20 protein-coding genes are annotated in these 21296 nt (G+C 41.4%); 14 read left to right on the top strand and 6 right to left on the bottom strand.

The window, feature by feature from the left end:
* Positions 1 to 455: 455 nt before the first annotated feature.
* A complete protein-coding gene (gene hslO / locus AU255_RS19485) occupies positions 456 to 1331 on the bottom strand; it encodes an Hsp33 family molecular chaperone HslO (protein ID WP_080524549.1) in 876 nt (291 codons plus the stop codon).
* Between the two features lie 130 nt (positions 1332 to 1461).
* On the opposite strand from hslO, the gene queC reads away from it, so the two are divergent.
* The 7 genes from queC to AU255_RS19520 all read left to right on the top strand — a co-directional run bounded on the left by queC (position 1462) and on the right by AU255_RS19520 (position 7150).
* Complete coding sequence (gene queC, locus AU255_RS19490; protein WP_080524550.1) at positions 1462 to 2151, top strand: 7-cyano-7-deazaguanine synthase QueC; 690 nt, start codon at positions 1462 to 1464, stop codon at positions 2149 to 2151.
* An 85-nt stretch (positions 2152 to 2236) separates the two neighbouring features.
* Positions 2237 to 3451, top strand: a complete 1215-nt coding sequence (locus AU255_RS19495) for an FAD-dependent monooxygenase (RefSeq protein WP_080524551.1) — start codon at positions 2237 to 2239, stop codon at positions 3449 to 3451.
* A complete protein-coding gene (locus AU255_RS19500) occupies positions 3451 to 4215 on the top strand; it encodes an ABC transporter permease (RefSeq protein WP_080524552.1) in 765 nt (254 codons plus the stop codon). The genes AU255_RS19495 and AU255_RS19500 overlap by 1 nt, the downstream gene beginning before the upstream one ends.
* A 334-nt stretch (positions 4216 to 4549) precedes the next feature.
* The gene (locus AU255_RS19505; RefSeq protein ID WP_158083172.1) at positions 4550 to 4918 is read left to right on the top strand and encodes a DUF4398 domain-containing protein; all 369 of its coding nucleotides are present in this window, start codon (positions 4550 to 4552) and stop codon (positions 4916 to 4918) included.
* 38 nt (positions 4919 to 4956) lie between these two features.
* A complete protein-coding gene (locus AU255_RS19510; RefSeq protein ID WP_080524554.1) occupies positions 4957 to 5727 on the top strand; it encodes an OmpA family protein in 771 nt (256 codons plus the stop codon).
* Positions 5728 to 5978: 251 nt separating this feature from the next.
* Positions 5979 to 6908 (top strand): VOC family protein, encoded by a 930-nt coding sequence (locus AU255_RS19515; protein WP_158083173.1) that lies wholly within the window; start codon positions 5979 to 5981, stop codon positions 6906 to 6908.
* 2 nt (positions 6909 to 6910) lie between these two features.
* Positions 6911 to 7150, top strand: a complete 240-nt coding sequence (locus AU255_RS19520; RefSeq protein WP_080524556.1) for a hypothetical protein — start codon at positions 6911 to 6913, stop codon at positions 7148 to 7150.
* Positions 7151 to 7241: 91 nt separating this feature from the next.
* On the opposite strand, the gene AU255_RS19525 is transcribed toward AU255_RS19520, so the two are convergent.
* A complete protein-coding gene (locus AU255_RS19525; RefSeq protein WP_080524557.1) occupies positions 7242 to 8429 on the bottom strand; it encodes an LBF_2804 family protein in 1188 nt (395 codons plus the stop codon).
* Between the two features lie 394 nt (positions 8430 to 8823).
* Between AU255_RS19525 and AU255_RS19530 the strand changes: the two genes are divergently transcribed.
* A complete protein-coding gene (locus AU255_RS19530; protein ID WP_080524558.1) occupies positions 8824 to 9396 on the top strand; it encodes a DUF937 domain-containing protein in 573 nt (190 codons plus the stop codon).
* A 20-nt stretch (positions 9397 to 9416) separates the two neighbouring features.
* Entirely contained in the window at positions 9417 to 9872 is a 456-nt protein-coding gene (gene lysM / locus AU255_RS19535) for a peptidoglycan-binding protein LysM (protein ID WP_080524559.1), read from the top strand.
* A gap of 214 nt (positions 9873 to 10086) precedes the next feature.
* On the opposite strand, the gene AU255_RS21180 is transcribed toward lysM, so the two are convergent.
* The 3 genes from AU255_RS21180 to grxC all read right to left on the bottom strand — a co-directional run bounded on the left by AU255_RS21180 (position 10087) and on the right by grxC (position 11841).
* The gene (locus AU255_RS21180; RefSeq protein ID WP_269844838.1) at positions 10087 to 10218 is read right to left on the bottom strand and encodes a hypothetical protein; all 132 of its coding nucleotides are present in this window, start codon (positions 10216 to 10218) and stop codon (positions 10087 to 10089) included.
* 15 nt (positions 10219 to 10233) lie between these two features.
* Positions 10234 to 11511, bottom strand: a complete 1278-nt coding sequence (locus AU255_RS19540) for a CAP domain-containing protein (RefSeq protein ID WP_080524560.1) — start codon at positions 11509 to 11511, stop codon at positions 10234 to 10236.
* Between the two features lie 72 nt (positions 11512 to 11583).
* Positions 11584 to 11841: a glutaredoxin 3 gene (gene grxC / locus AU255_RS19545; protein ID WP_080524561.1), complete on the bottom strand. Its 258-nt coding sequence runs from the start codon at positions 11839 to 11841 to the stop codon at positions 11584 to 11586.
* 159 nt (positions 11842 to 12000) lie between these two features.
* Between grxC and AU255_RS19550 the strand changes: the two genes are divergently transcribed.
* From AU255_RS19550 to AU255_RS19565, 4 genes are all read left to right on the top strand, one after another.
* Positions 12001 to 15720 carry an ATP-binding protein gene (locus tag AU255_RS19550; protein WP_233144759.1) on the top strand — a complete coding sequence of 1240 codons (3720 nt, stop codon included), beginning with the start codon at positions 12001 to 12003 and terminating at the stop codon, positions 15718 to 15720.
* The gene (locus AU255_RS19555) at positions 15713 to 16336 is read left to right on the top strand and encodes a condensin complex protein MksE (RefSeq protein ID WP_080524562.1); all 624 of its coding nucleotides are present in this window, start codon (positions 15713 to 15715) and stop codon (positions 16334 to 16336) included. The genes AU255_RS19550 and AU255_RS19555 overlap by 8 nt, the downstream gene beginning before the upstream one ends.
* On the top strand, positions 16333 to 17562 hold the full coding sequence (locus AU255_RS19560) for a hypothetical protein (RefSeq protein ID WP_080524563.1): 1230 nt from the start codon (positions 16333 to 16335) through the stop codon (positions 17560 to 17562). The genes AU255_RS19555 and AU255_RS19560 overlap by 4 nt, the downstream gene beginning before the upstream one ends.
* 149 nt (positions 17563 to 17711) lie before the next feature.
* On the top strand, positions 17712 to 18608 hold the full coding sequence (locus tag AU255_RS19565) for a DUF7281 domain-containing protein (protein WP_080524564.1): 897 nt from the start codon (positions 17712 to 17714) through the stop codon (positions 18606 to 18608).
* Positions 18609 to 18956: 348 nt separating this feature from the next.
* Here AU255_RS19565 and AU255_RS19570 read toward each other — a convergent pair whose 3' ends face one another.
* A complete protein-coding gene (locus AU255_RS19570; RefSeq protein WP_143735968.1) occupies positions 18957 to 19952 on the bottom strand; it encodes an IS30 family transposase in 996 nt (331 codons plus the stop codon).
* Between the two features lie 191 nt (positions 19953 to 20143).
* Between AU255_RS19570 and AU255_RS19575 the strand changes: the two genes are divergently transcribed.
* Entirely contained in the window at positions 20144 to 20950 is an 807-nt protein-coding gene (locus AU255_RS19575) for an alpha/beta fold hydrolase (protein WP_080524565.1), read from the top strand.
* The last annotated feature ends 346 nt before the right edge of the window (positions 20951 to 21296 follow it).

The raw sequence follows: 21296 nt of genomic DNA on the forward strand, positions 1-21296 counted from the left end.
TTCTGATTACCCACAAGCTTCAGCTATCTTTAAAACATGCGTATAAATCTAATGAAGCCCGTATGACGTTTACGGAATGTGGGGAATAGGTGCCATGAATATCCCGTATTCCGCTAGCGCCATAACGCGCTACAAAGAATTTTAGTTATAGGCTGGAAGTTATACGTAATCAGGAAACTTTTAGAAACCTCGACCCTGAAATTAAACGTAACCCACAAAACTGATTCATACCAGTGAATTGCTAGCGATCACACGTTAATAAGGTAAAAAGCAATAATTGTTTTTTGGTTGCTGCAGTTTTGTATACACAGCTTCTCTTGCAATAGCGAAAAATCGTATATATAAATCAAAAGGGTCATATATTAATAACGCCACTTTTCAATGTAAATTTTGCATTAACACTAGAAAGCTCTAGCGTAGAGCATTGATGCCAACTCTTTATTAAGATCTGTCAATTAATGCTGGGTTTTACTGTGAGGCTGAACCACGGCCCCTAAAAAAACGCGCGCTATATCAACTTTATCAAAATGATATTTTGCACTACAAAACTCGCAGTCAGCAATGATCTCTCCATGCTCGGCCAGAATTTCATCTACTGTTTCGCGGCCCAGCGATAATAACGTCGTTTCGACTTTTTCAGCCGAGCAGCGACATTTGAAGCTAATCGGTTCTGCAGCAAACAGGCGTACTTGTTCTTCATTAAATAAGCGGTGTAATACCTCTTCACAAGATAGTGATAGCAATTCCTGTTCGGTAATGGTATTGGCTAAAGCCTCAATACGTTGCCAGTCTTCCCGAGTCTGTTCATCTTGCTGTGCAGGCAGTTCTTGAATAAACAAAGCAGCGGCCTGATTTTTATTGGCAAATATCCATAGCCGGGTGTTCAATTGTTCAGATTGTGCAAAGTAGGCTTCTACTGCTTCGGCAAGACGTGATCCTGTTAACGGCACGATTCCCTGATATGGATCGCCAGAAGTTGGTTCTATGGTTAACACCAGTCGGCCAGAACCTAATAATTCAGGTAGACTGTCACCGGAAATAGTCTCATCGCAACGAGCCCAGCCTCGAATTTCTCTGTTATTTGTACTTTGAGCAACCAGTGATTTTAATGGCCCATCTCCCTGGACCTGGATAATCAAATTGCCATCAAATTTAATTGTTGCAGAAAGTAACGTTGCCGCAGCAAGGGCTTCTCCTAATATTTGCTTGACTGCATCCGGATATTGGTGATGTTGTTTTGCTGCTTGCCAGCTAGCGGATAAATTTAACCATTCGCCTCGAACGGCTAATCCATCAAATAAAAAACGGCGTAAAACATCTTTTTCTTGCATAGCTAGGTGTCGTATATTGGTTTGTATTAGCGCATATTATAGCTTTACTTATTCAGTCTGCGCAGGGATATTCAATTGATTACTTATAGTCAGTATAATAGCAATACAGGAACTTAACTATTCAAGCAATATGACAAAAAAAGCAATTATCTTATTATCGGGCGGACTAGACTCGGTCACTGTCCTGGCGATGGCAAAACGGCAAGGCTATACCGTCTATGCCTTGAGTTTTGATTATGGACAAAAACATAATGCAGAACTTATTTCCGCCAGAAAAATAGCACCAGACTATCAAGTCGCAGTACACAAAGTGATTAAACTGGGGCTGGGTGAAATTGGCGGGTCAGCTTTAACAGATGATGCCTTAAATGTCCCTGTTACACCCCAAACAGGGATCCCCGTCACTTATGTGCCTGCCAGGAATACCGTATTTTTATCGTTTGCTCTGGGCTGGGCTGAGGTGTTAGATGCACATGATATTTTTATTGGTGTTAATGCGGTGGATTATTCTGGTTATCCCGATTGTCGTCCACAGTTTATTGAGGCCTTTCAGGCGCTGGCAAATGTTGCTACCAAAGCGGGTGTAGAAGGGCATAAAATTAAAATACATGCGCCCCTTATTCATATGAGTAAGGGTGAAATTATACAGAGTGGCATTGAATTACAGGTCAATTATGCACAGACTGTATCCTGTTACGCGGCTAGCCCGGAAGGCTTTGCTTGTGGTGAATGCGATGCCTGTCGCTTAAGGAAAACAGGGTTTGCCGAGGCTGGAGTGCCTGATCCGACACGTTATCAGGCTGGATGTGCTGGCGAATAGCCGCTGTTTTATAATAATGATTGGCAATCATCAGCATAGTTCATGGTGCTATAATTATCGGCTTGGCTGGTAGAGGAATGTTGAAATGAAAGAAGAATATGATGTAATCATTGTTGGCGGTGGCATGGTCGGTGCTGTAGTTGCCTGTGCTCTGGGTAATAGTGATTTAAAGGTCGCTCTGATTGAACAAGCTATGCCCGAAGAATTTTCTCCTGAGCAGGCGCATGATTTGCGCGTTTCTGCTTTAAGCATTGCTTCACAACAAATTCTACAAACTGTCGGTGCATGGGATGCTGTAATCGCCATGCGTATGTGTCCTTTTAAACGAATGCGTGTATGGGAAACTGCTGGTGATACCGAATTTAATAGTGATGCTATCGCTTATGATGCTTTAGGTTATATCGTTGAAAATCGTGTGACTCAACTGGCCTTACTGCAAAGAGCGCAGGAATTTTCTAATATTGATTTTTTATGTCCCTCTATTATCAGGAAAATTCATTATGCCGATGGCAAAGGCAGTATACAGCTGGATGATGGCCGGGTTTTGTCCGCCAAAGTATTGGTCGGTGCAGATGGTGGCCAATCGCGATTAAGACAAACTGTGGGTGTGGGTGTGACTAGTTGGGATTATCAGCAACATGCAATGGTTATCTATGTAGAAACGGACTATGAGCAACAGGATATTACCTGGCAGCGTTTTGTACCGACCGGACCGCAGGCTTTCTTGCCTTTATCGGGGAATTATGGCTCTATCGTCTGGTATAACACGCCTGACGAAGTTCGGCGTTTAAAGACTTTATCTGACGAAGAATTACTGATTGAATTAACAAAAACCTTTCCTGACTGTCTGGGGAAAATTAATAAGATTCTAGGTGTCGCCAGTTTTCCTTTAAAGCGCCAGCATGCACAGGAATATGTGAAACAGGGTATAGCATTAGTTGGCGATGCAGCGCATATGATTAACCCCCTGGCAGGTCAGGGGGTTAATATAGGTTTGCTGGATGCCGCAATGCTGGCAGAAGTGTTAATTGAGGCCAGTAATAAAGGTAAAAATATTGCAGATGTAGCGGTGCTCAAGAGATACGAACGGTTAAGGCGCAACGAAAACCTAAAAATGATGACGGTAATGGATCTGTTTTATCGCATCTTTAGTAACACAGTGATGCCCGTTAAATTTTTCAGGAATTTAGGCCTGGGCTTGGCTGAGCGTATGACTCCGCTTAAAAATAAAGTAATGCGTGGTGCAATGGGTCTGGAAGGGCGCTTACCTAAATTAGCAAAAGGTGAAACGATTATTTAATGAATAATTCGATTGCATTTAGAACTCTTTTATTTAAAGAGGTTCGTCGTTTTACACGGATTTGGCCGCAAACATTACTGCCTCCAGCAGTCACGACGTCATTATATTTTCTGATTTTTGGCAAGCTTATTGGTGCGCGAATAGGGAATATTGATGGCATAAGTTATATGAATTATATAGTACCTGGTGTGATATTAATGTCAGTCATCAGTCATTCGTATGCCAATGTTGTATCATCTTTTTACTCAACTAAATTTCAACGCCATATCGAAGAGCTACTGGTTGCACCGGTGCCTAACTGGGTGATATTAGCCGGGTATATTGGTGGCGGGATAACACGCGGAATGTTAGTTGGCTGTGTAGTGGCGGGCATCTCCATGCTATTTACGGAAATATCGGTAACTAACTGGTGGATTACTATCAGTGTCTTTATGTTAACTGCAACCTTATTTTCTTTGGCCGGTTTTGTTAATGCTATTTTTGCCGATAGTTTTGATGATATATCTATTATTCCCAATTTTGTTTTAACACCACTCAGTTATTTAGGCGGCGTGTTTTATTCTGTTTCTATGCTGCCTGATGTCTGGCAGAAAATTGCTTTGGGTAATCCTATCCTGTATATGATTAATACTTTTCGTTATGGCTTAACCGGTATTTCAGATATAGATGTAACAACTGCCATGCTAATTATTATATGTTTTATTCTGTTTTTAGTCGTTTTTTGCTTATATTTATTGGCTAAAGGGATAGGCATTAAAAATTAATAAGTGTGAAAGCTCGCGTTTCGCTATGGTCGTAGCTAATGGTGTGCTTTTGATGCGATCGGCTGACTGCTTACTAATACAAAGGTAAATTAGGATCGTTTTTATGTATAGTCTGAAGTTAATAAGTCGCTGGTTTATTTCTCCAGAGTCTACAACTGAGTAATTATTCATACCCAATGCAGAGATATACTTGAGACACATTTTCAAATTAGCTTTCTTTGAGCTTAAATATTGAAAGACAAAGGAACTATTTGCAATCAGACTTAACTCATATAGAATTAGCGAAATGTTTATTAGTATACAAATTTCAACAATTAAATTGGAGAGTAGGTTCATGTTCACAAAAAAAAGTACTGCGTCATTAATTAAAGCGAGCGCTTTAATTGCTGCTGTTTCAGTTTTAACCGGATGTGGTATAGCTGCCCCAAAATCTGAAATAGCTTACGCAGAAGCGACTCTTCAATCGGCACGCAATGTTGGTGCAAATGAATATGCTCCAGTGGAACTGGAAAGAGCAAAAAACAAATTGCAGCAAGCTAAATCTGAAATGAAAGAAGGTAAAAACGAAGAAGCTTTGCGTTTAGCTAACGAATCGACTGCAGAAGGTAATTTGGCTCAAGCGAAGACAGAAGCAGGAAAAGCGAGTGCATCTGAAAAGCAAATGCAGCAAAGTCTGGAAATGTTGAAATCACAGCTTAAATAGTGTTGTAACGCACCAACTAAAATTTTTTGGATCTTTATATGAATACAATGACAGTAAAAAAACTGCTTATCCCCGCTATAATCACAACACTGGCTGTAGGTTGTGCGGAGTTACAAAAACCAAAATCTCTGCTAGAAGCACAGCAAGCGTATAAGGCAGCGGCTAGCAATCCAGCTATTCAAAGATATGCAGCAGATGAATTAAGCAAAGCGAATACAACGCTATTAGATGCTGCTGCTGCTGAATCTGTAGAAGACATGACTTCTTTGGCTTACATCGGTAATGCTCAAGTCGAGACTGCAGTTAATACTGCAGCGGCTGGACAGTCTAGGCAAAACAGTATCGATTTAATGAGCAAAAAAGAGCAGTTGATTACAGACTCTCTTAACTTAAAAAAAGATGCTGCTAAAAACCAATTGGATGCTGCGCAGAACAAATTGCTGAAAATGCAATTATTAGAAGCAGAGCGTGAAATTTTATTAGCCTTCGGAAACATTGAGTTTGTTACTGGCACGGCTGATTTAGTGCCTGGTGCTTCAACAGGTATTGATTTGCTGGCTAGCTATATGGAAAAGTATCCGAGTAAAAAAGTGACTCTGGAAGGGCATACTGATAATACAGGTAATGCTGGACGTAATATGGAATTATCCCAAAAACGTGCTGATTTTATTCGTAATGTACTCATTAGCAAAGGCGTTGCAGCCGACCGTATTACAGCGATAGGTTATGGTCAAAGCCAGCCGGTAGCTTCAAATAATTCAGCCGCCGGTCGTCAGAAAAATCGTCGTATTGATATAAAATTCAACTAGTAGACTCATTTTACTTGCGAAATAGATGTCACTCGGCTGCTTTACTGCTGAGTGACATCCTCTAAACTCCTCTCAAAATTCTTTTTACAGGTCAGCCCTGTTTTCTCTACTTTTCGAATGTGTGCTGCATGGCTATAGATGTGGTATTTGTTTGACTGTGCCGCGGTAGCTGCGCCTTAAGCCGTATGAGTCATATTAACGGGAAATACTATATACTGCTTTCTAATACATTTACATTACGAAATAAAATCATGTTTAATTTTAATACCAGGTTTTCCTGCTATTGCTGGCGAATACTTAGTTCCCTGCTATTAGTCAGTGCTATGCTTTCTGGCTGTACCACTCCCGTTTCATCTCCTGTTAGCACAAAAACAGATTTCCTGATTCCCATCACCGCAGCTCCCACCAATGTCTATTATCAAGGCAAATTTGTCTGGCATGATTTACTGACCCCTGATATTGCCGCTTCACGAAAATTTTATAGTGAGCTGTTTAACTGGACCTTTGAACAACAGGGACGCTATACGGTCATTCTGAACAAGGGCCAACGTATAGGGGGCATGCTGGAAGTTAAGCCAGAGGCCGGGAAAAAAGCAGAAGCGCTCTGGCTTGCCTATATGTCTGTGCCTGATGTCGATCTAGCAAGCGACTATCTTGAAGATCAGGGTGGAAAGATAATTAAAGGTCCACTTGATATGCAAAACCGTGGACGCGGAGCTTTAGTGAGTGACCCACTGGGAGCGCAGTTTTTGCTACTCCACTCTCTTGATGGCGATCCTGCAGATAGGGAGCCTGCAGTGGGTTCCTGGTTATGGAACGAATTATGGAGCAATCAGCCGCAGAACAGCTTTATCTTTTATCAGGATTTAGGTCTCTATGATTCCTTAACTGCGCAAAGTGATTACCTGATTCTGGAAAATAAGGGGCAATGGCGCGCCGGTATCAGGCACGTGCCTGAGGATGATTTTAAGGTTCGTTGGGTAGCTTCTGTTCGAGTCAAAGATCCTGCTTTATTAACAAACATAGTAAAGAAGCTGGGTGGAAAAGTCTGGGTTCGTCCTGGTGAAGCTTTACAAGATACGGGTGCGAATATCGCCGTTATTTCTGACAACCTCGGAGCGTTCTTAATATTGCATCGCTGGCAGCCGGAAGACAAAGACCCATTAACGGAGGAGCAATGATTATGAAAACTAGCAGATTAATGCATATTGCTGTTTTGTTAACAGTCATGCAGTTGTTGACAGCATGTAGTAGTGGTGGTCAAACCAGCACTGGATATACGGTCTACGAAGGCTACAGTTATCCTAATTACGGTCAGTATTATGGACGCGGTCTGTACAACAGACCTACCGGATTTGGCGGTGGCGGGCCTACTGAACCACCTGATCCGAGACCCGCTCTTCCTGTGAATAAGGCAAATTAAAGGGCCATTACTCCGCCTGTTTTTAACATTACTATTCAGGATTACAGGAAGTCTGTCTGCTCACTGTCGGGTGGCCTGTTTGCCTGAGCTATTAGCCAGGATTGAAATCCAGTACACACAGTTTTTTAGCTGCATGTAATTGGCCATTTACCAGCAAAGTTTTTAACTGTTCAGTGCGTTCCATATACTCATTAGTTAATTCCTTAAATGCTTCTGGCAAATGATGGCGTTCCAGCTTCGATAAATGGCCATCAAATGCAGCGGCAACACTGAGTAAATCCAGTAAAAAATAGCGTTCTTTTGTTGTGACTTCATCTAGTACGACAAGAAAATCTTCCCAGTTATCGTATTCCTTGTTCTCATCAATTTTAAATGTGTCGCACAGCCTGAGTAATAAAACCAGCATGTTCGGATGATAGTTTTGCGCCAGAACCATCATTGTAGCAACGGCTCGCACAGAACCTTCACGTGCTTTAGGACTGAGTTGAGCAATCAGTTCTTCGGTGAGCATTTCATTGACGATATGTTCTGCCAGTTTGTTGCCAAATAGTCTAAGCCTTGCTTCCCGAGCTACTTTATATAAGGTGAATGCATCCCAGAAACCCGTAATAGGTATGGCAACCCAGCTAAAGGCTGTCCGGGCTTCACCTTTACCAAACAGGCGAATTAATAAAAATTTAACGGCAAGACCGCTTAAGACAACTTTAGCTTTATATAAAAAGGCGACCAGAAACAATTTGGACTTGGATAAATGTTTTAGTGGATCTATGCCCAGATAATGAATAATCGGGTCGGGCACCTCCAATGCCGCACGGGCTAGAATATTGGGTACGGCATCATCGCCAGGCAGACATGAGCCTTTAGCTGTCTGATTGTGTCCTGTAAGGCAAGCAAGGCTGTAGACTGTTTTTAATCCTAACCAGAACAAAACGCTCATTTCGATCGCCAGCATAACCACCAGAGTGCTGCCATAAAGCAGGTAATAAGCAGTGGTTTCCATGCTCTCCATATAAGTCCATTCCACCCAGATAGTTACAAAGGTGGTTAACGCTCCGATAGCAAATCCGATGACTGCAGCAAACCCCGTGATATTGCCAGCCAGTGTGTGCAAGGTAATATCAGGAGGAAGATCATCGATACTGATATTTTGCATATTTGCAGTACCTGATTTATTTGCCAGATAACTGTAATATTTAACACCTATTTTTTCCAGGAAGCCGGGTGACTGTTCTCTTGAATAAGAGGTTTTTTTCTTATTATTATCATTTATCTCAGGCATTGCTGTTTTCCTCTTTAATGGCTGTAGTATTGTTGGTAAACGGTTTTTAGTATCCAGGTGATTCCTTCATTATAAATAGACTTAGGATGATGGATGGCTGGCTGGTTATAGTGCTTATGCCCACATAGAATAACATCAACAAGATAGTGAGCTGCTATTTAGTCCGCTTTGAAACAGCAGGCTGAAGATCTTTGCTCAAATCAAATGGTGAAGATATTACGAGCGTATTCTTATTATAATCCACTGATAACTTTAGCTAGCCGGAATACTTTAAATGTTCTATCATTCAAGATGACTCATTAGCCCATTTGTATTTTCTATTATTAGGATAAATGACGCTTAAGAGATTATAGGTATAGTATCAAAGTTTGTACTTTAATTTATGGAGAATTTAATGGGAATTTTAGACACACTTTTAAGTGGTCAGGATGCACAATTAATCACCCAGTTAGCGCGTAATAGCGGTATTAATGAAGCTGATGTGCAAAAGGTTATTGGTCAGTTGTTACCGGCAGTTTCAGACGGAATCAAAACCAATGCAAGCACTAGCGAAGGCCTTGGGGCATTAGTGAGCGCCCTGGGCAAAGGTGATTATCAGCATTACCTGGATCATCCAGAGCAATTAACTGAACCCGCTGCAACCGAAGAAGGGAATGCTATTTTAGGCCATGTTCTTGGCAGCAGGGATGTTAGTCGAAATGTAGCTGAACAGGCCGCTCAAAAAACCGGTGTAGACAGTGGCATTATTAAGCAATTATTACCTCTGGTGGCAACTGCTGTTATGAGTGCACTGAGTAAGGAAACAAAGGACAGTCCAATTGGTGGTAGAGGGCAAAGTCTGGATATGAGTAGTATTCTGGGTGCTGATGCCAGCCCTGTCGTAGGCATGATTACTTCATTTCTGGATACAAATAATGATGGCGATATAACAGATGATTTATTTAATATGGCCAAGAAATTCTTTTAAATAATATAACGGAGAGGATAATGGGATTATTTGATTTTGCAAAAGATATAGGTAGTAAGCTATTTAAAAAAGATGTTGATGCAGCAGCCAAAATAACGGAATATATTTCGGCAAACAATCCGGGAATAGACGATTTAAGTGTGATCTTCAAGGATGGGATTGCGACTATTATTGGAGCGACAGACAGTGCTGAGGCTGCTCAGAAAGTCGTTTTGATGGCGGGTAATACTCAGGGTGTGACAGAGGTTGTGCCTAAAATTCAGATTAACGATGTGGAAACTGATGTTGTCGCGGCCTTAGAACCTGGAAATGTTGAATATTATGTGATTCAAAGTGGTGATTCCTTATCTAAAATTGCTAAAAAATATTATCAAAATGCGATGGAATATCCACGTATTTTTGAGGCGAATAAAGAGGTTATAAAAGATCCTGATCTAATATATCCGGGGCAAAAAATCAGAATTCCTTTGGATTAATTCTGTTGTTAGTCAGCTGGAAGGTGCTTTAGCTCGCTGGTATCAGGAAATGTGCGAGCTAAAGCACGACCGCCTTACAAATATATTTAAGATGGGTATAAATGCAACCTTTTGCGCGGTAAATTAACTTACTTGAATAGTATAATTTATAGTTAGATATTTCAAGGTATAGTTTCCTGCATCCAGGCTCAGCGTAAAAGCTTCTCTTTCGATACTAATAATGGTTGATCGGGTGATACAAGAAGCCAGAATAGAAAACGGGCTCGATACCTGCAAAAGTGACTAAACCTTCTAAATAGACTTCAACGCTGTCCTGATCAATTTGTTCAAACAAAGTCCCTTGCATAACAGAGTCGTTTTTTCAGGCACCTGCTGCAAGAGACGATGGTATATCGATGATATTTTTATAATCAATAAAAACATCATACTGAATGCTGCCTGTTTCCCCAGATTGATACATTATATTGCTGATTACTACGCTATACCAGGTGTCATACTGCCAGTCCGTCACTGTCCAGCTAAGATTATTAGGGACTCCAGAGCCATTAGTGTCGAAATGTAGGTCAGCTACAGTCATTGATTGACCATCGCTTTTCTGTGTTACGCTAATTTTGGCACTCGCAAAATAATTATGTTGATTTGCCCATGTCGAAGACTTGTCTTCGATAATGGTTAAATTCCACGGAGTTTTTTTGCTGGATGTTTTATCGGAAAAAAACGCATAGGGATAGCGCAAATAGGGAAATGCAACATAGTCAGGAATATCTTCAGCGGCCGTTGTTGAGTTGCCGGGAAAATCAAATACTTTCACTCCCGATGCGCCTAATACCTGACCATAACTGGTAAACTGCAGAAAAGGGTTTAATAATGTGCGTCTATGGCCAACGCCTGAGATATTAGAAATGTTAGAGGCATCGCCTATAAAACTCATTAAGACATTTGCCGGGTCGCTATCATTCCCACTTAAATATAAATTGCTACTATTACTGCCATCAAAACCTGCATTACTGTAACAAGTCGCATCCGTTCCGGGTTTATGCGATAAAAAGTTATTTGCACGTTGAATTAATGCGGCTTGTTGAACTTCAAAATCAGCGTCGTGATCATATGTGATAGCTGAGAGCTGGTGTAGTTTGCGTGTCTGATTAAATGCATCAAGCAGTCTCTGTTGTGCTTGCTCATTAAGAATACCCGCAACACAGTCAGTGACATTGGGCAATGAATCATATAAAAAACTTTGTGTAGTAAAAGAATACCCTCTGATTTCTTTAGTGACCGTGCGCCAATATTGACGATAGGCAGCACCTCGATCCTGAATTTCCAAAAAACCGATATTAGAATACTCGCTGCTTTGGTTCTGGTCATCATAGGCTTGTAGGGCAACATAAAAAGTCGCCCCTTGCCATAAGCCAATAGTAAAGTCAGTTTCAGCGCCCAAATCAATGCTGTTTATAGTTGCATCACCCAGATAGGGATAAGGCGCATAAAACAGGCGATAACCCGTGGCACTATCCACTTTGGACCAATGCAAGTCTACCTGCAGCCCTTCGGTATTCAACTGCAAAACGGGTACAGCTGGTTGCGCCTGAGTATTTAACGCAAACAGCAAGATAGATATAAATAACAGAGAGTTATACAAAAGTTGGCCTATTTAAGCTTTAGAGCAGTTTAGAATCCTGTACATAGAATGCCAGTCGTGTTATTGAAACGGCTATCTCAGAACTAGCAAGGGATCTAAGCCTTTTTTCAAATCCAAAGCACGTAAATCATCAAAGCCACCTATATGTTGTTCACCGATATAGATTTGCGGCACAGTTCTGCGTCTGGTTTTTTGTACCATTTCTTCTCTTAAACCGGGCGTGGTATCCACATTTAATTCCGTATAAGTTGCTCCTTTTGCGCTTAGCAGGCGTTTAGCCATTGTGCAGTAGGGGCAGAGGTTGCTGGTGTAGATAATGATTTCTGGCATAGTGGGTGTTTTTCCTAAAGGGGTAGGTAAATAAGAGAACAATTATACGCCAAGTCAGTGTCAGCGCATTCGTAAATTTTACCGTAAATGTACAGGGCGAAAATCAGGAAAGTGTTAAAATGCCGCTCTTAATTCTTATTAGCACCCGCGCCGCAAGGTATGAACTTTTTAAATAAGCCAAATCTAATGATGTATTCACTTAATCGCCTTATTCTTATCGACTCTTATAAAGAGGGTGAATTGCAAGAAGTTCGCTTAGATGGGCATACTAATTTAAACGGGGTTAATGGTGCGGGTAAAACCACTTTACTGCGTTTAATTCCCTTATTTTATGGTGAAAGACCGGGGCGTTTAGTGCCGAAAAGTCGCGTCACTGATAGCTTTGTTAAACATTATTTGCCGCGCGAATCCTCGTATATTATTTTTGAATATCAGCGTAATGAGCAAACCTGCATGGTCGCTATTTATGCTTCGACAAATGATGAAGGATTATGTTATCGCTTTATAGACAAAGATTTTGAGCCGGAAGACTTTATTGAGCAACATGAAGATGGCGCAAAATATCCGGTCTCTTGTCGACATTTAAAATCACATCTCCTTACCCGTCAGGTGCAGCACAGCAATCAAGTGACCGCCTGTAGCGATTACCGCACTATTATCCAGAATTTGCCGCATAACAAAGGCCAGGACATGCGCCAGCTGATTGCGCGTTACAGTTTTTGTCAGGGCAGTTCGGGGCAGCGCTTAAAAGATATAGAAAAAATTATTACCGGCATGTTTATGCGTTCTACAGATTTTGCCGATTTGCGTGAAATGCTGGTCAACTGTATCGATGAAAACCGTGAATCTATTGCTCTGGAATTGCAAATGGAAACGCTGGATAGCTGGTATAAAGAATATCGTGCTTATCAGCAGGTTGAGCAAGAGCGGCCAAAAATAGAATTATTGAATCAGGTTGAAACAGTACTATTACAAACCGAGCAAGGCTTGGGCGAGTTGCAAGTGCGTTTGGAAAAGTTGCTGGCGCAAAGCGAACAGGCAGAACAAGAACAGCGCCAGGCCGGTGCCGTCTGTTATCGGCAAGTAGAGCAAGTGCAGAAAGCCTGGGAAGAAGAGGAGCTGGCGCTTAAATCTGCTTTAGCGACGACTAAAGCTGAGTTAGCGCAATTGCAGCGTCAAAAAGCGCAACTAGAAAAAGAGAAAGCGGCATGGGAAGCGCAGGATATAGCAGGCAAAAAGCAGTTATATTCACGTTTAGAGTCGCTTAAAACTGCTTTGAATAGCGAGCGCGATAATTTAAGTCAGCTCTTGTCTGATGTACAGGATATTGAAGCTGAATTTCGTCGCTTACACGCTGAAAAAGAACAATATTTTGCCGCACAAATTCATGGCTTTGAGTTGCAAAAACAACAAACCCAGCAAAAACTAAGCGAGCAAAAAGCACACGCGACGGCGGAGACGACTGAACGTAAAGAAGTTTTACGCGATGCCAGTGAGCAACAGCAAGAGCAAAAGCGTCAATCGACTCTGACTTTAAGCGAGCAACTGGGGGCATTAAATAGCCAGATCACGCAAGTTCAAGCGGATCCGATATTGATTGCCGATCGTGAGACAAAATTAGAATTGCATGATATTTATTTACTGCAAAAACAAGACGCTGAGGTTAATGAGCAGTCGGTAGAAGAAGAAATTCGTGAGCATAAAGCGGCCGTTGAAGTGGTGTTTCAGAAAAAGCGTAAGCATGCGGAAGAAAAGCAGTTATTGCTTGCGCAAACTGAGGCAGTTGAAGCGCAAATTAATGCCGATGCGAGTACTTTATTGGGGTTTTTGCGCGAATATAAGCCGGATTGGGGTGAGAATCTTGCCAAAGTCATTAAGCCGGAATTGTTACTGCGTGATGATTTAGAGCCGGAACTTTTATCCGGGCCAGCAAGCGTGTATGGCGTTGCTTTGCAATTGGGCGGTATAGAGGCTGATCGTACGGTAGATGAACAGCAATTGCGCGATGTTTTGCATGATTTGCGCGAACAAATGCAGCAGCATGTTGTGGCGGAAAATAGTGCTGAAGAAGCGTTGCAGCAATTAAGTAAAGCAGATGCGAGCTTGCAAAAAAAGCAAAAGCAAATGCATTTAGAAAAAGGCCAGGCCAACAGTCATTTGCAAACGGTCAAAGAGGAATTGGACTCCTTAAAACTGCAAATTGTGCGCAGCAAAAAAGAGCGTGAACAGCAGTTAAAGCAGCAACGCACCGAAGTAAATGAGCAAATTAAGCAAAATAACCTACAATTAGCTGCACTTCAGCGGCAATTAAAAGACGAAATCCGCGTATTAACCCAAACGCTAGCTGAAAAAATAGCCGAATTTACTCGGCAAGCCGCTCATGAACATGCTGTCGCAGATCAGGACATGCATCGCCTGAAAGAACAAAAAGCCAATGAACTAGCGGAGTTAAAACAGCAGCGCTTGCAGAGTATGCGCGAACGCAAAGTCGATACTGCAACTTTAACGGCATTAGAAGTTAAAGTGCATGCGCTCAAGCAGGAATTGGCAGAAGCGGAAAATGCAGAGCAATTAGTTAGCCAATATCAGCGCTGGCTAGATGTAGAATGGCTACGTTATGACAGTATACAGTCAGATCTCAGTGCCCGCGCGGTAACCGAGCAACAGCAGAATCAGCAATATGACACTTTGCATACGGCTTATCAGCAGCAACGTAAAATGCTGGATGAGCGCTTAGAGCAGATTAAAAATAGTATTAAGAAATACGATAAAGAAGTGACTACGCTGAAAAAAGTCATTGAAGATTTAGCACCTTATCCGAAAAAAATACCTGAACAAGTATCATTCGATAGCTCGCATCATTTGAATTTACTGCAAGGCCATTTCAAAATTCTCACCGCCAAGCATAAAACGCAGCGTAAGGAATTAAGCGATTTAGTGCGTCATTTAAAACGTGTACTGGCCGCGATTCCAAATACCCGTCCCTATAGTTATTATTCAGCAGTCAATACTGAATTAGGTATTGATAGCGATGAAATGCAGTGGTTGCCCGCCATACAAGAGTGGTTTGTTTCCAGTGCAGATGATACAAGGCGTTGGTTGGTGATGCAGGCGCAGACTTTTGGCAGTGCGATTCGTAATTACCAACAAGCTTTACAACGTTTTGATCGTGGAATTGATTCTTTATCGCGTCGTTTGGCGGCGAATATTGATCAAAATATCAGCTTTGAAAAAATTGAAAGCATACAGGGCCGCTTAACCTCAAAAGTCAAGACGCTGGGCTATTGGGAGCAAATTGTTAAATTTACCGACCAATATGATGAATGGAGTCGGCATACTGACGGACAATTACCCGCTGATGATTTTGCCGAAATTGTGCGTCGTATTGCGGAGCAATTGCAGAGCAAAAATAAGGTAGAAATGAAGTTAGTCAATTTGTTGGAACTGGAAATTATTGTCACTGAAAATGGCCGTAGTAAACGCGCAACGCATGCCGAAGAGTTACGCCAGATTTCCAGTCATGGTTTATCGTATCTGATTTTATGCGTGTTCTTTATTGCCCTGGTGAATATGATTCGCAAAGACCAACCGGTGCGTTTTATCTGGCCGATGGATGAATTAAAAGAATTGCATCAATTAAATATAGAAATGTTGATCGAGTTATTGACCAAGAACAATATTACTTTGCTATCGGCATTTCCAGATCCTGACCCAGAGATTTTAGGCTTCTTTAAAAATCGCTATCAGGTGCATGGTTTCCGTGAATTAATTGAGATGGATATGGATACGGAATATATGGCTAACCTGAAGACTTTGGCTTTTGACGTAGAACTGCCGGGAACAGAAGTTGAAGTGAGTGTGGAGAATACCGATGTTTGAGTCTTTGGTGAAGCGCTTATTGCAGGGTGAATTTATTTGTGAAATCACCGATGAAGCGGGTTTTCAGTATTTACAGAATCCAGAGAATTTCTTTCAGGTAGAAGATTATTTGCAGCGTTTAAATTATCGCCTGGCGCATACGCAAAATAAATTATCTGTTTATGCCGCCTATATAGAAATCGATAATGTGGCACGCCAGGATATTCGCAAAGTATTTCAGCAATTTCGTTTGGAATTGCATCCGGTGGTTGAATGGCTGGATATGATGATGGCTTGTTTAAAGCAGGATGCAGTGTTATCGCCCGGCGATACCTTGGCTTTCTCCAGTTTATTGCAAGTGATCGAAAATAATCAGGCCTTAGCGGATCGTTTGCAAGCCTTTGCAAAATTCAAAGATTTCACCAGCAATGAAGATTCAGTTAAAGGTCGCCTGGAAAAATTATTGAGCACTTTGCAGAAATGGGGTTATTTGCAATTAGCCAATCGCGATACCTTGATTTATCAAGTGACTGGCAAGTTGGATTATTTTTATCAGTCGCTGCAGTTTATTCAGGAGCATGAAGAAATACCTGTCGAGCAGGATGAAGAGGAGAGCGCTCAGGAGACTTTATTTTGAGTCAGGCGCAAGGTTTAGAGCGTTTATTTAAAGCACTGGCGAATCATAGTGATTTGATTGCCCAGGCGTATTACGAAGGTGTTGTTTACAAAGACAGCAAAAATCAGCGTGCGCTCAATCAATTAAAGCAGCTCAAAGTTCTGGTAAATCATAGTATTGATGGCTATCGCATTTCCGGGCGTTTAGGGCAATTTGTCGATAGTGCTTTAAGTAGTGATCGTTTGCGCCGATTAGATACCGATTTAGCGAGTTGGGTCGATACTTTAGAACAGCAAATCCTTATGTATCAGGATGCCTGGGATGAGAATCGTATTGAAGATGCAGAAAATTACAGCGCTGAAGTTGAGCGAGTTATTTTTGATCTCTCGGATAATTTAGAAGAAAACACCAGCTATTTATTGATGCTCATTAATAGCCGTTTTGCCAATGTGCGTACCTTAGCCGAGAAGAAAAAACAAAACGTGTTTTATATCTCGCGTGTCGAGTTGTTAGTACAGGCAATCAGTTCCTTGCGCCCCGAGTATTTATTAGAAATGGTCGATGAGCATCCGGCGCTGTATGCTTTGCTGGAAGAGCAATTAATGCGCTTATTGCCAATTTATCATCAGCGTTTGCAGGATATTTTAGATAAACTGAAAACCTTTTTGTTTGAGCTGCGCAAGATCGAAGCACGGGCGCAATTAGTACAAGGCTTTGCCTTTTTTCTACGCCAGAATCCTGGTTATGAAATGCAGGATTGGTCTGAGCAGGACAGTATTCCCGAGCAATGGAATCAGATTAAACCACTGCAACTCTCTATTTCAGCCAATACCCAGGATTATGCCGTAGAAGATGAGTTGATCGCGATTGTGCAGAAATTGCGTGTCGATAGTGAAGCGTTACTTACTAAAAAACGTAAGCCGAAGATTAACAAGATAGAAGTGGTCGAGCGCGAGATACAAGTGATGGAATTACCGTTGTATCGTAAATGGTTGCGCCGCTATTTTGTTTTATTGGAGCAACAAGCGGGGCAGGGGATTTCTGCTGTGAGTTTTCAGCAGAAATATGTACAAGATATAGAACCGGCTTTATGGCTGGGCTGTGTGCTAAATGAATGGCTCAGACAGCAGCAACGGCATACCAAGATAAAAATGGACTTTATCCAGTTTGCCAGTCATGCGGCGTTTACGGGTAATAAGAAAGTGAAGGATATCGTTCTTTGTTGGCGGGAAGAAAACAAAACGTAACCCAGCAAAGTACCTTATATGCGTAAAATGCTGGGTTACGCTATCTGCGCTAGCGCTAGATAATCTAACCCAGCCTACGATGTAAGCTATTATTTATTCTGATTTTATTCCTTAACAGAGTTTATGAGCAAGAAAAACAAGGTGAATTCATGGCACTAAATAAAACCCTGTTACGCGTAGCCGAAAAGGCAATAAAGGCAAAGCATGAGCAAGTGCCCTTAAACAAAAGCTGGCAATTTTTTCATGCTGAATATGCCATCGGCTTACCCCAAGGTACAAAATTAAACCTCAGGGAAAGCGACCGAGCCAGGTTACAGGAAATGATTCGGCTGGAAACAGGTATTAATTTACAGCAAACAACTGTAGCTGATTTTTCCAATATGCACCGAGAGCAAGCATTAGAGCATGGCACTGATGAAAAATTGGCGGGAAAAAGTGTAAAAGATCAGCGTTTAGCGTTGAAACCCTTGGCAGGACAGCCACTCAAGATTAATCAACAACAATATATTTTACCCGCAAATGGCCATATGGATATGTGCCTGGATCAGCTAGAAAGTATCGAACATAACTGTATTTTAGTCATCGAAAATTACCGCTGTTTTGATCAACTACAGCAGATTAAACTGCAATTACCCACCGAATATAATCAGCCATTAGTGGTTTATCGTGGGGATAATTATTACAGTGAAAAAACGTTAAGACTATTGCTCACGGCGACAATTTTACCGGTGATTGCCATGCTGGATATTGATCTGAAAAGCCTGTTGATCGCTAGCTCGTTTCCGCATGTTGTCGGATTAATGTGCATGAACTTGTCTGAATTAGACGTATTACTGCAAGAAAAAGGTAATGCCGAGCTTTATGCCAGACAACTACCTGAATGTCAGCAGGCATTGAATGCAAGTAAAGAACCTGTAATTAATACGCTTTGGATTTTGTTACGCAAACAGCAAAAAGTCTGGGTGCAGGAGCATGATTTGGGGGCGAGATATGAGCTGAGGGTAATAGAGTTTGTTGGGGGCAATCACCATAGCGTAGCAGTATAGCTTGGGTTGGTGCTGTTGCAATCCAATATCTACCGTCCATGAGTTGAGTTGCGAAAAGAGGCAGGCCAACCTAGGGTGCCAAGTTTCCTTCTAAGTCAATACACCTGTTGGCTGAATGATGATTGCATTCTACTCTTGGGGGATTTTCAACACTTAACGGTGAGATAGCCTAAGGAAATGAATTTTTTGTCAATACCCGCCTGATTAACTATTTTTAGAGTGCTAACTCTTTGACTCATTCTTTTGGATTCGCAATTCCGCGCATGAAACTCTGTTTATGCTATGCTTTCAATCTTGCGTGATTTATTGGCTCTTCCACTTGATGCAAGAGCTTGGCATATCGCGAATTCAAGCAATTAATGCAACACCCTGTGATTTATTTATATCAACCCCCGTTATTTGGCAAAATACTTCCCATGGAGTTCTGTAATTTAACCCTTTTCTTGGACGATGATTAAGTGCTGTAATTGCACTATCAACCTCATCTTGAGTTACCTTATCCAAAGGTTCTTTTTTAGGGAAGTATTGCCTTAATAAGCCATTGTGGTTTTCATTTAAACCTCGTTGCCACGAATGATACGGTTTGGCAAAATAAGTGCCGCAGTCGAGTGTTTTTGCAATGGCTTCATGCCCACAAAACTCACGTCCATTATCAAAGGTAATCGTGTGAACCCAACGTTTAAAAGGCTCAAGAGCATTGATAATCGCCTCTTTCGTTAATTCAGATTCTTTACGCTCAATTGAGATGGCGAAGTTGAGCCTTGAGACCCGTTCAGTCAGCGTCACCAATACGCCTTTATGTCCTTTACCGATAACAGTATCTGCTTCCCAATCACCTAAACGCGTTTTATCATCAACCACTTGTGGTCGCTCATCAATATCAACACGGCTGGGTATCGTTCCGCGATAATCATTTTTTCCATATCGCTTACGATAAGGTTTGGCTTGATGCCTCAAATAAGTATACAAATCGCCACCGGCTGCTTTGTTAGCTAAAATATAACGGTAAATAGTCTCATGACTGACGGAGTCCTTACCTTGTTGTTTTAAGCGTCCTGAAATACAGTCAGGACTCCATTTCTCTTTGATTAAAGGCGTTATTATCTGTTGTAACTCAGCCGTCATCTTGATGTTTTTGGGCTTATCAATATGGCGTTGTTTAGCTATTCTCTCAGCTTGCTTGTAACGATAACCACACTGACCTGTATTACGCGTAATTTCACGTCCAATAGTCGATTTATGACGCCCCAATGTGATGGCTATTTGATTCTTAGAAACGCCTTGTTTTAGTTGCGTATAAATGTAAAATCTTTCCTCTTGGGTTAGATGGTTAAACGTGTTCATTGAGCACCTCTTTTTAGTTTCAGGTTTTAGTCGACGGAAACTATACCATCTAACCCTTTAAAGAGGTGTTGCAGTTATTATATGAATTCGGGTATTTTAAAAAGTTCAGTATAGGCAATAACCATTCCGGCGTGTATTGGTAAGCTAAATGAACATAATATTCTGATGGTTTAATTTAACTGGAGAGTTCAATGATACGTATAATTTTTTTACTGTTTCTACCTTTTTTTAGCGCAATGGTATGTGCGTCTGACATTACATTTACAACAGCAGATAATGCCCAAATTGAGGCTACCTATATAAAACGTGGGCCGCAAGCCATTATTATGGCTCATGGTGTTAATTCAGATAAGGATAATTGGGGGAAAATAGCAACACGCTTAGAAGATAAGAATTTTAGTTTATTAATTCTTAACCATAGAGGCTTTGGTAACTCAACTCAAGGCGATAAGCCCAAGAACTTGTATGAAGATATTCTGGGTGCTATTCGGTATTTGCAACTAAACCATCCGAAACTAGAGAAAATTTTTCTTCTAGGCAGCGGAATAGGAGGTGCTGCAGTTGCTGATGCCAGTGTCTATGCTGACGAGGGTAGCATTAACCGTATGATTTTAATATCACCGACTAAAATTGCACAACCCGAGCTTATAAAAGGCTACGTGTTATTTATTACGAATGAAAAGGAAGAGCGCTTTGATGCTATTCTAACTGACTATGAAAAAGCGGCAAATAACCCTAAAAATATAGAGGTGTTGCTAGGCTCTGTTGAAGAAGGAGAACGTATCTTTGATACAAAACAGTATCAATTGATTTCTCATATAATTCTGAAGTTTTTTAGACAGGATGAATTTACTAAAAAGAAAATACCCATTGAAAATGTACCAGCACCAGCACCAGCACCAGCACCAGCACCAGCACCAGTAGAACCTATACCGACAGCCGTAGTGCCAGGGCAGAAAATAATCCCCGAACCTGCAGCGAGTGGTGATATTAATTAGCGTAACAAAATAGTACCTAAATTATATACAGCCACTACCAGGTTACTTATTGCCGCTTTGAATGATTCTTATGAATTCGCAATTCGTGAGCAGAGTCCACTATGTGCATGTTAAAAACCGACAAGCATGAATTGCTAGCGAGCAAGATCTTGCCGCTTATGCAGCTTGGCTGAAAAATGACTCAAAAAACATATGTAGTAGATTTCAGCCTGGTTATTGATGATCAATTATATGCATCTGCTGTATACGCAGAGAGCTCATAATGCGGTAAGTTTAATGATGCAATCATTGGGCAGTCAGTTGTGCGCTATTTTAATTTTAGCTACAAACGAATGGGACGCTTTGG

The organism is Methyloprofundus sedimenti, from assembly GCF_002072955.1.
GTDB classification, from domain to species: domain Bacteria; phylum Pseudomonadota; class Gammaproteobacteria; order Methylococcales; family Methylomonadaceae; genus Methyloprofundus; species Methyloprofundus sedimenti.

Coding starts and splice junctions, on each gene's coding strand:
- hslO (WP_080524549.1), bottom strand. CDS start 1,331: ATGCAAGAAAAAGATGTTTTACGCCGTTTTTTATTTGATGGATTAGCC.
- queC (WP_080524550.1), top strand. CDS start 1,462: ATGACAAAAAAAGCAATTATCTTATTATCGGGCGGACTAGACTCGGTC.
- AU255_RS19495 (WP_080524551.1), top strand. CDS start 2,237: ATGAAAGAAGAATATGATGTAATCATTGTTGGCGGTGGCATGGTCGGT.
- AU255_RS19500 (WP_080524552.1), top strand. CDS start 3,451: ATGAATAATTCGATTGCATTTAGAACTCTTTTATTTAAAGAGGTTCGT.
- AU255_RS19505 (WP_158083172.1), top strand. CDS start 4,550: ATGTTCACAAAAAAAAGTACTGCGTCATTAATTAAAGCGAGCGCTTTA.
- AU255_RS19510 (WP_080524554.1), top strand. CDS start 4,957: ATGAATACAATGACAGTAAAAAAACTGCTTATCCCCGCTATAATCACA.
- AU255_RS19515 (WP_158083173.1), top strand. CDS start 5,979: ATGTTTAATTTTAATACCAGGTTTTCCTGCTATTGCTGGCGAATACTT.
- AU255_RS19520 (WP_080524556.1), top strand. CDS start 6,911: ATGAAAACTAGCAGATTAATGCATATTGCTGTTTTGTTAACAGTCATG.
- AU255_RS19525 (WP_080524557.1), bottom strand. CDS start 8,429: ATGCCTGAGATAAATGATAATAATAAGAAAAAAACCTCTTATTCAAGA.
- AU255_RS19530 (WP_080524558.1), top strand. CDS start 8,824: ATGGGAATTTTAGACACACTTTTAAGTGGTCAGGATGCACAATTAATC.
- lysM (WP_080524559.1), top strand. CDS start 9,417: ATGGGATTATTTGATTTTGCAAAAGATATAGGTAGTAAGCTATTTAAA.
- AU255_RS21180 (WP_269844838.1), bottom strand. CDS start 10,218: ATGCAAGGGACTTTGTTTGAACAAATTGATCAGGACAGCGTTGAAGTC.
- grxC (WP_080524561.1), bottom strand. CDS start 11,841: ATGCCAGAAATCATTATCTACACCAGCAACCTCTGCCCCTACTGCACA.
- AU255_RS19550 (WP_233144759.1), top strand. CDS start 12,001: ATGAACTTTTTAAATAAGCCAAATCTAATGATGTATTCACTTAATCGC.
- AU255_RS19555 (WP_080524562.1), top strand. CDS start 15,713: ATGTTTGAGTCTTTGGTGAAGCGCTTATTGCAGGGTGAATTTATTTGT.
- AU255_RS19565 (WP_080524564.1), top strand. CDS start 17,712: ATGGCACTAAATAAAACCCTGTTACGCGTAGCCGAAAAGGCAATAAAG.
- AU255_RS19570 (WP_143735968.1), bottom strand. CDS start 19,952: ATGAACACGTTTAACCATCTAACCCAAGAGGAAAGATTTTACATTTAT.
- AU255_RS19575 (WP_080524565.1), top strand. CDS start 20,144: ATGATACGTATAATTTTTTTACTGTTTCTACCTTTTTTTAGCGCAATG.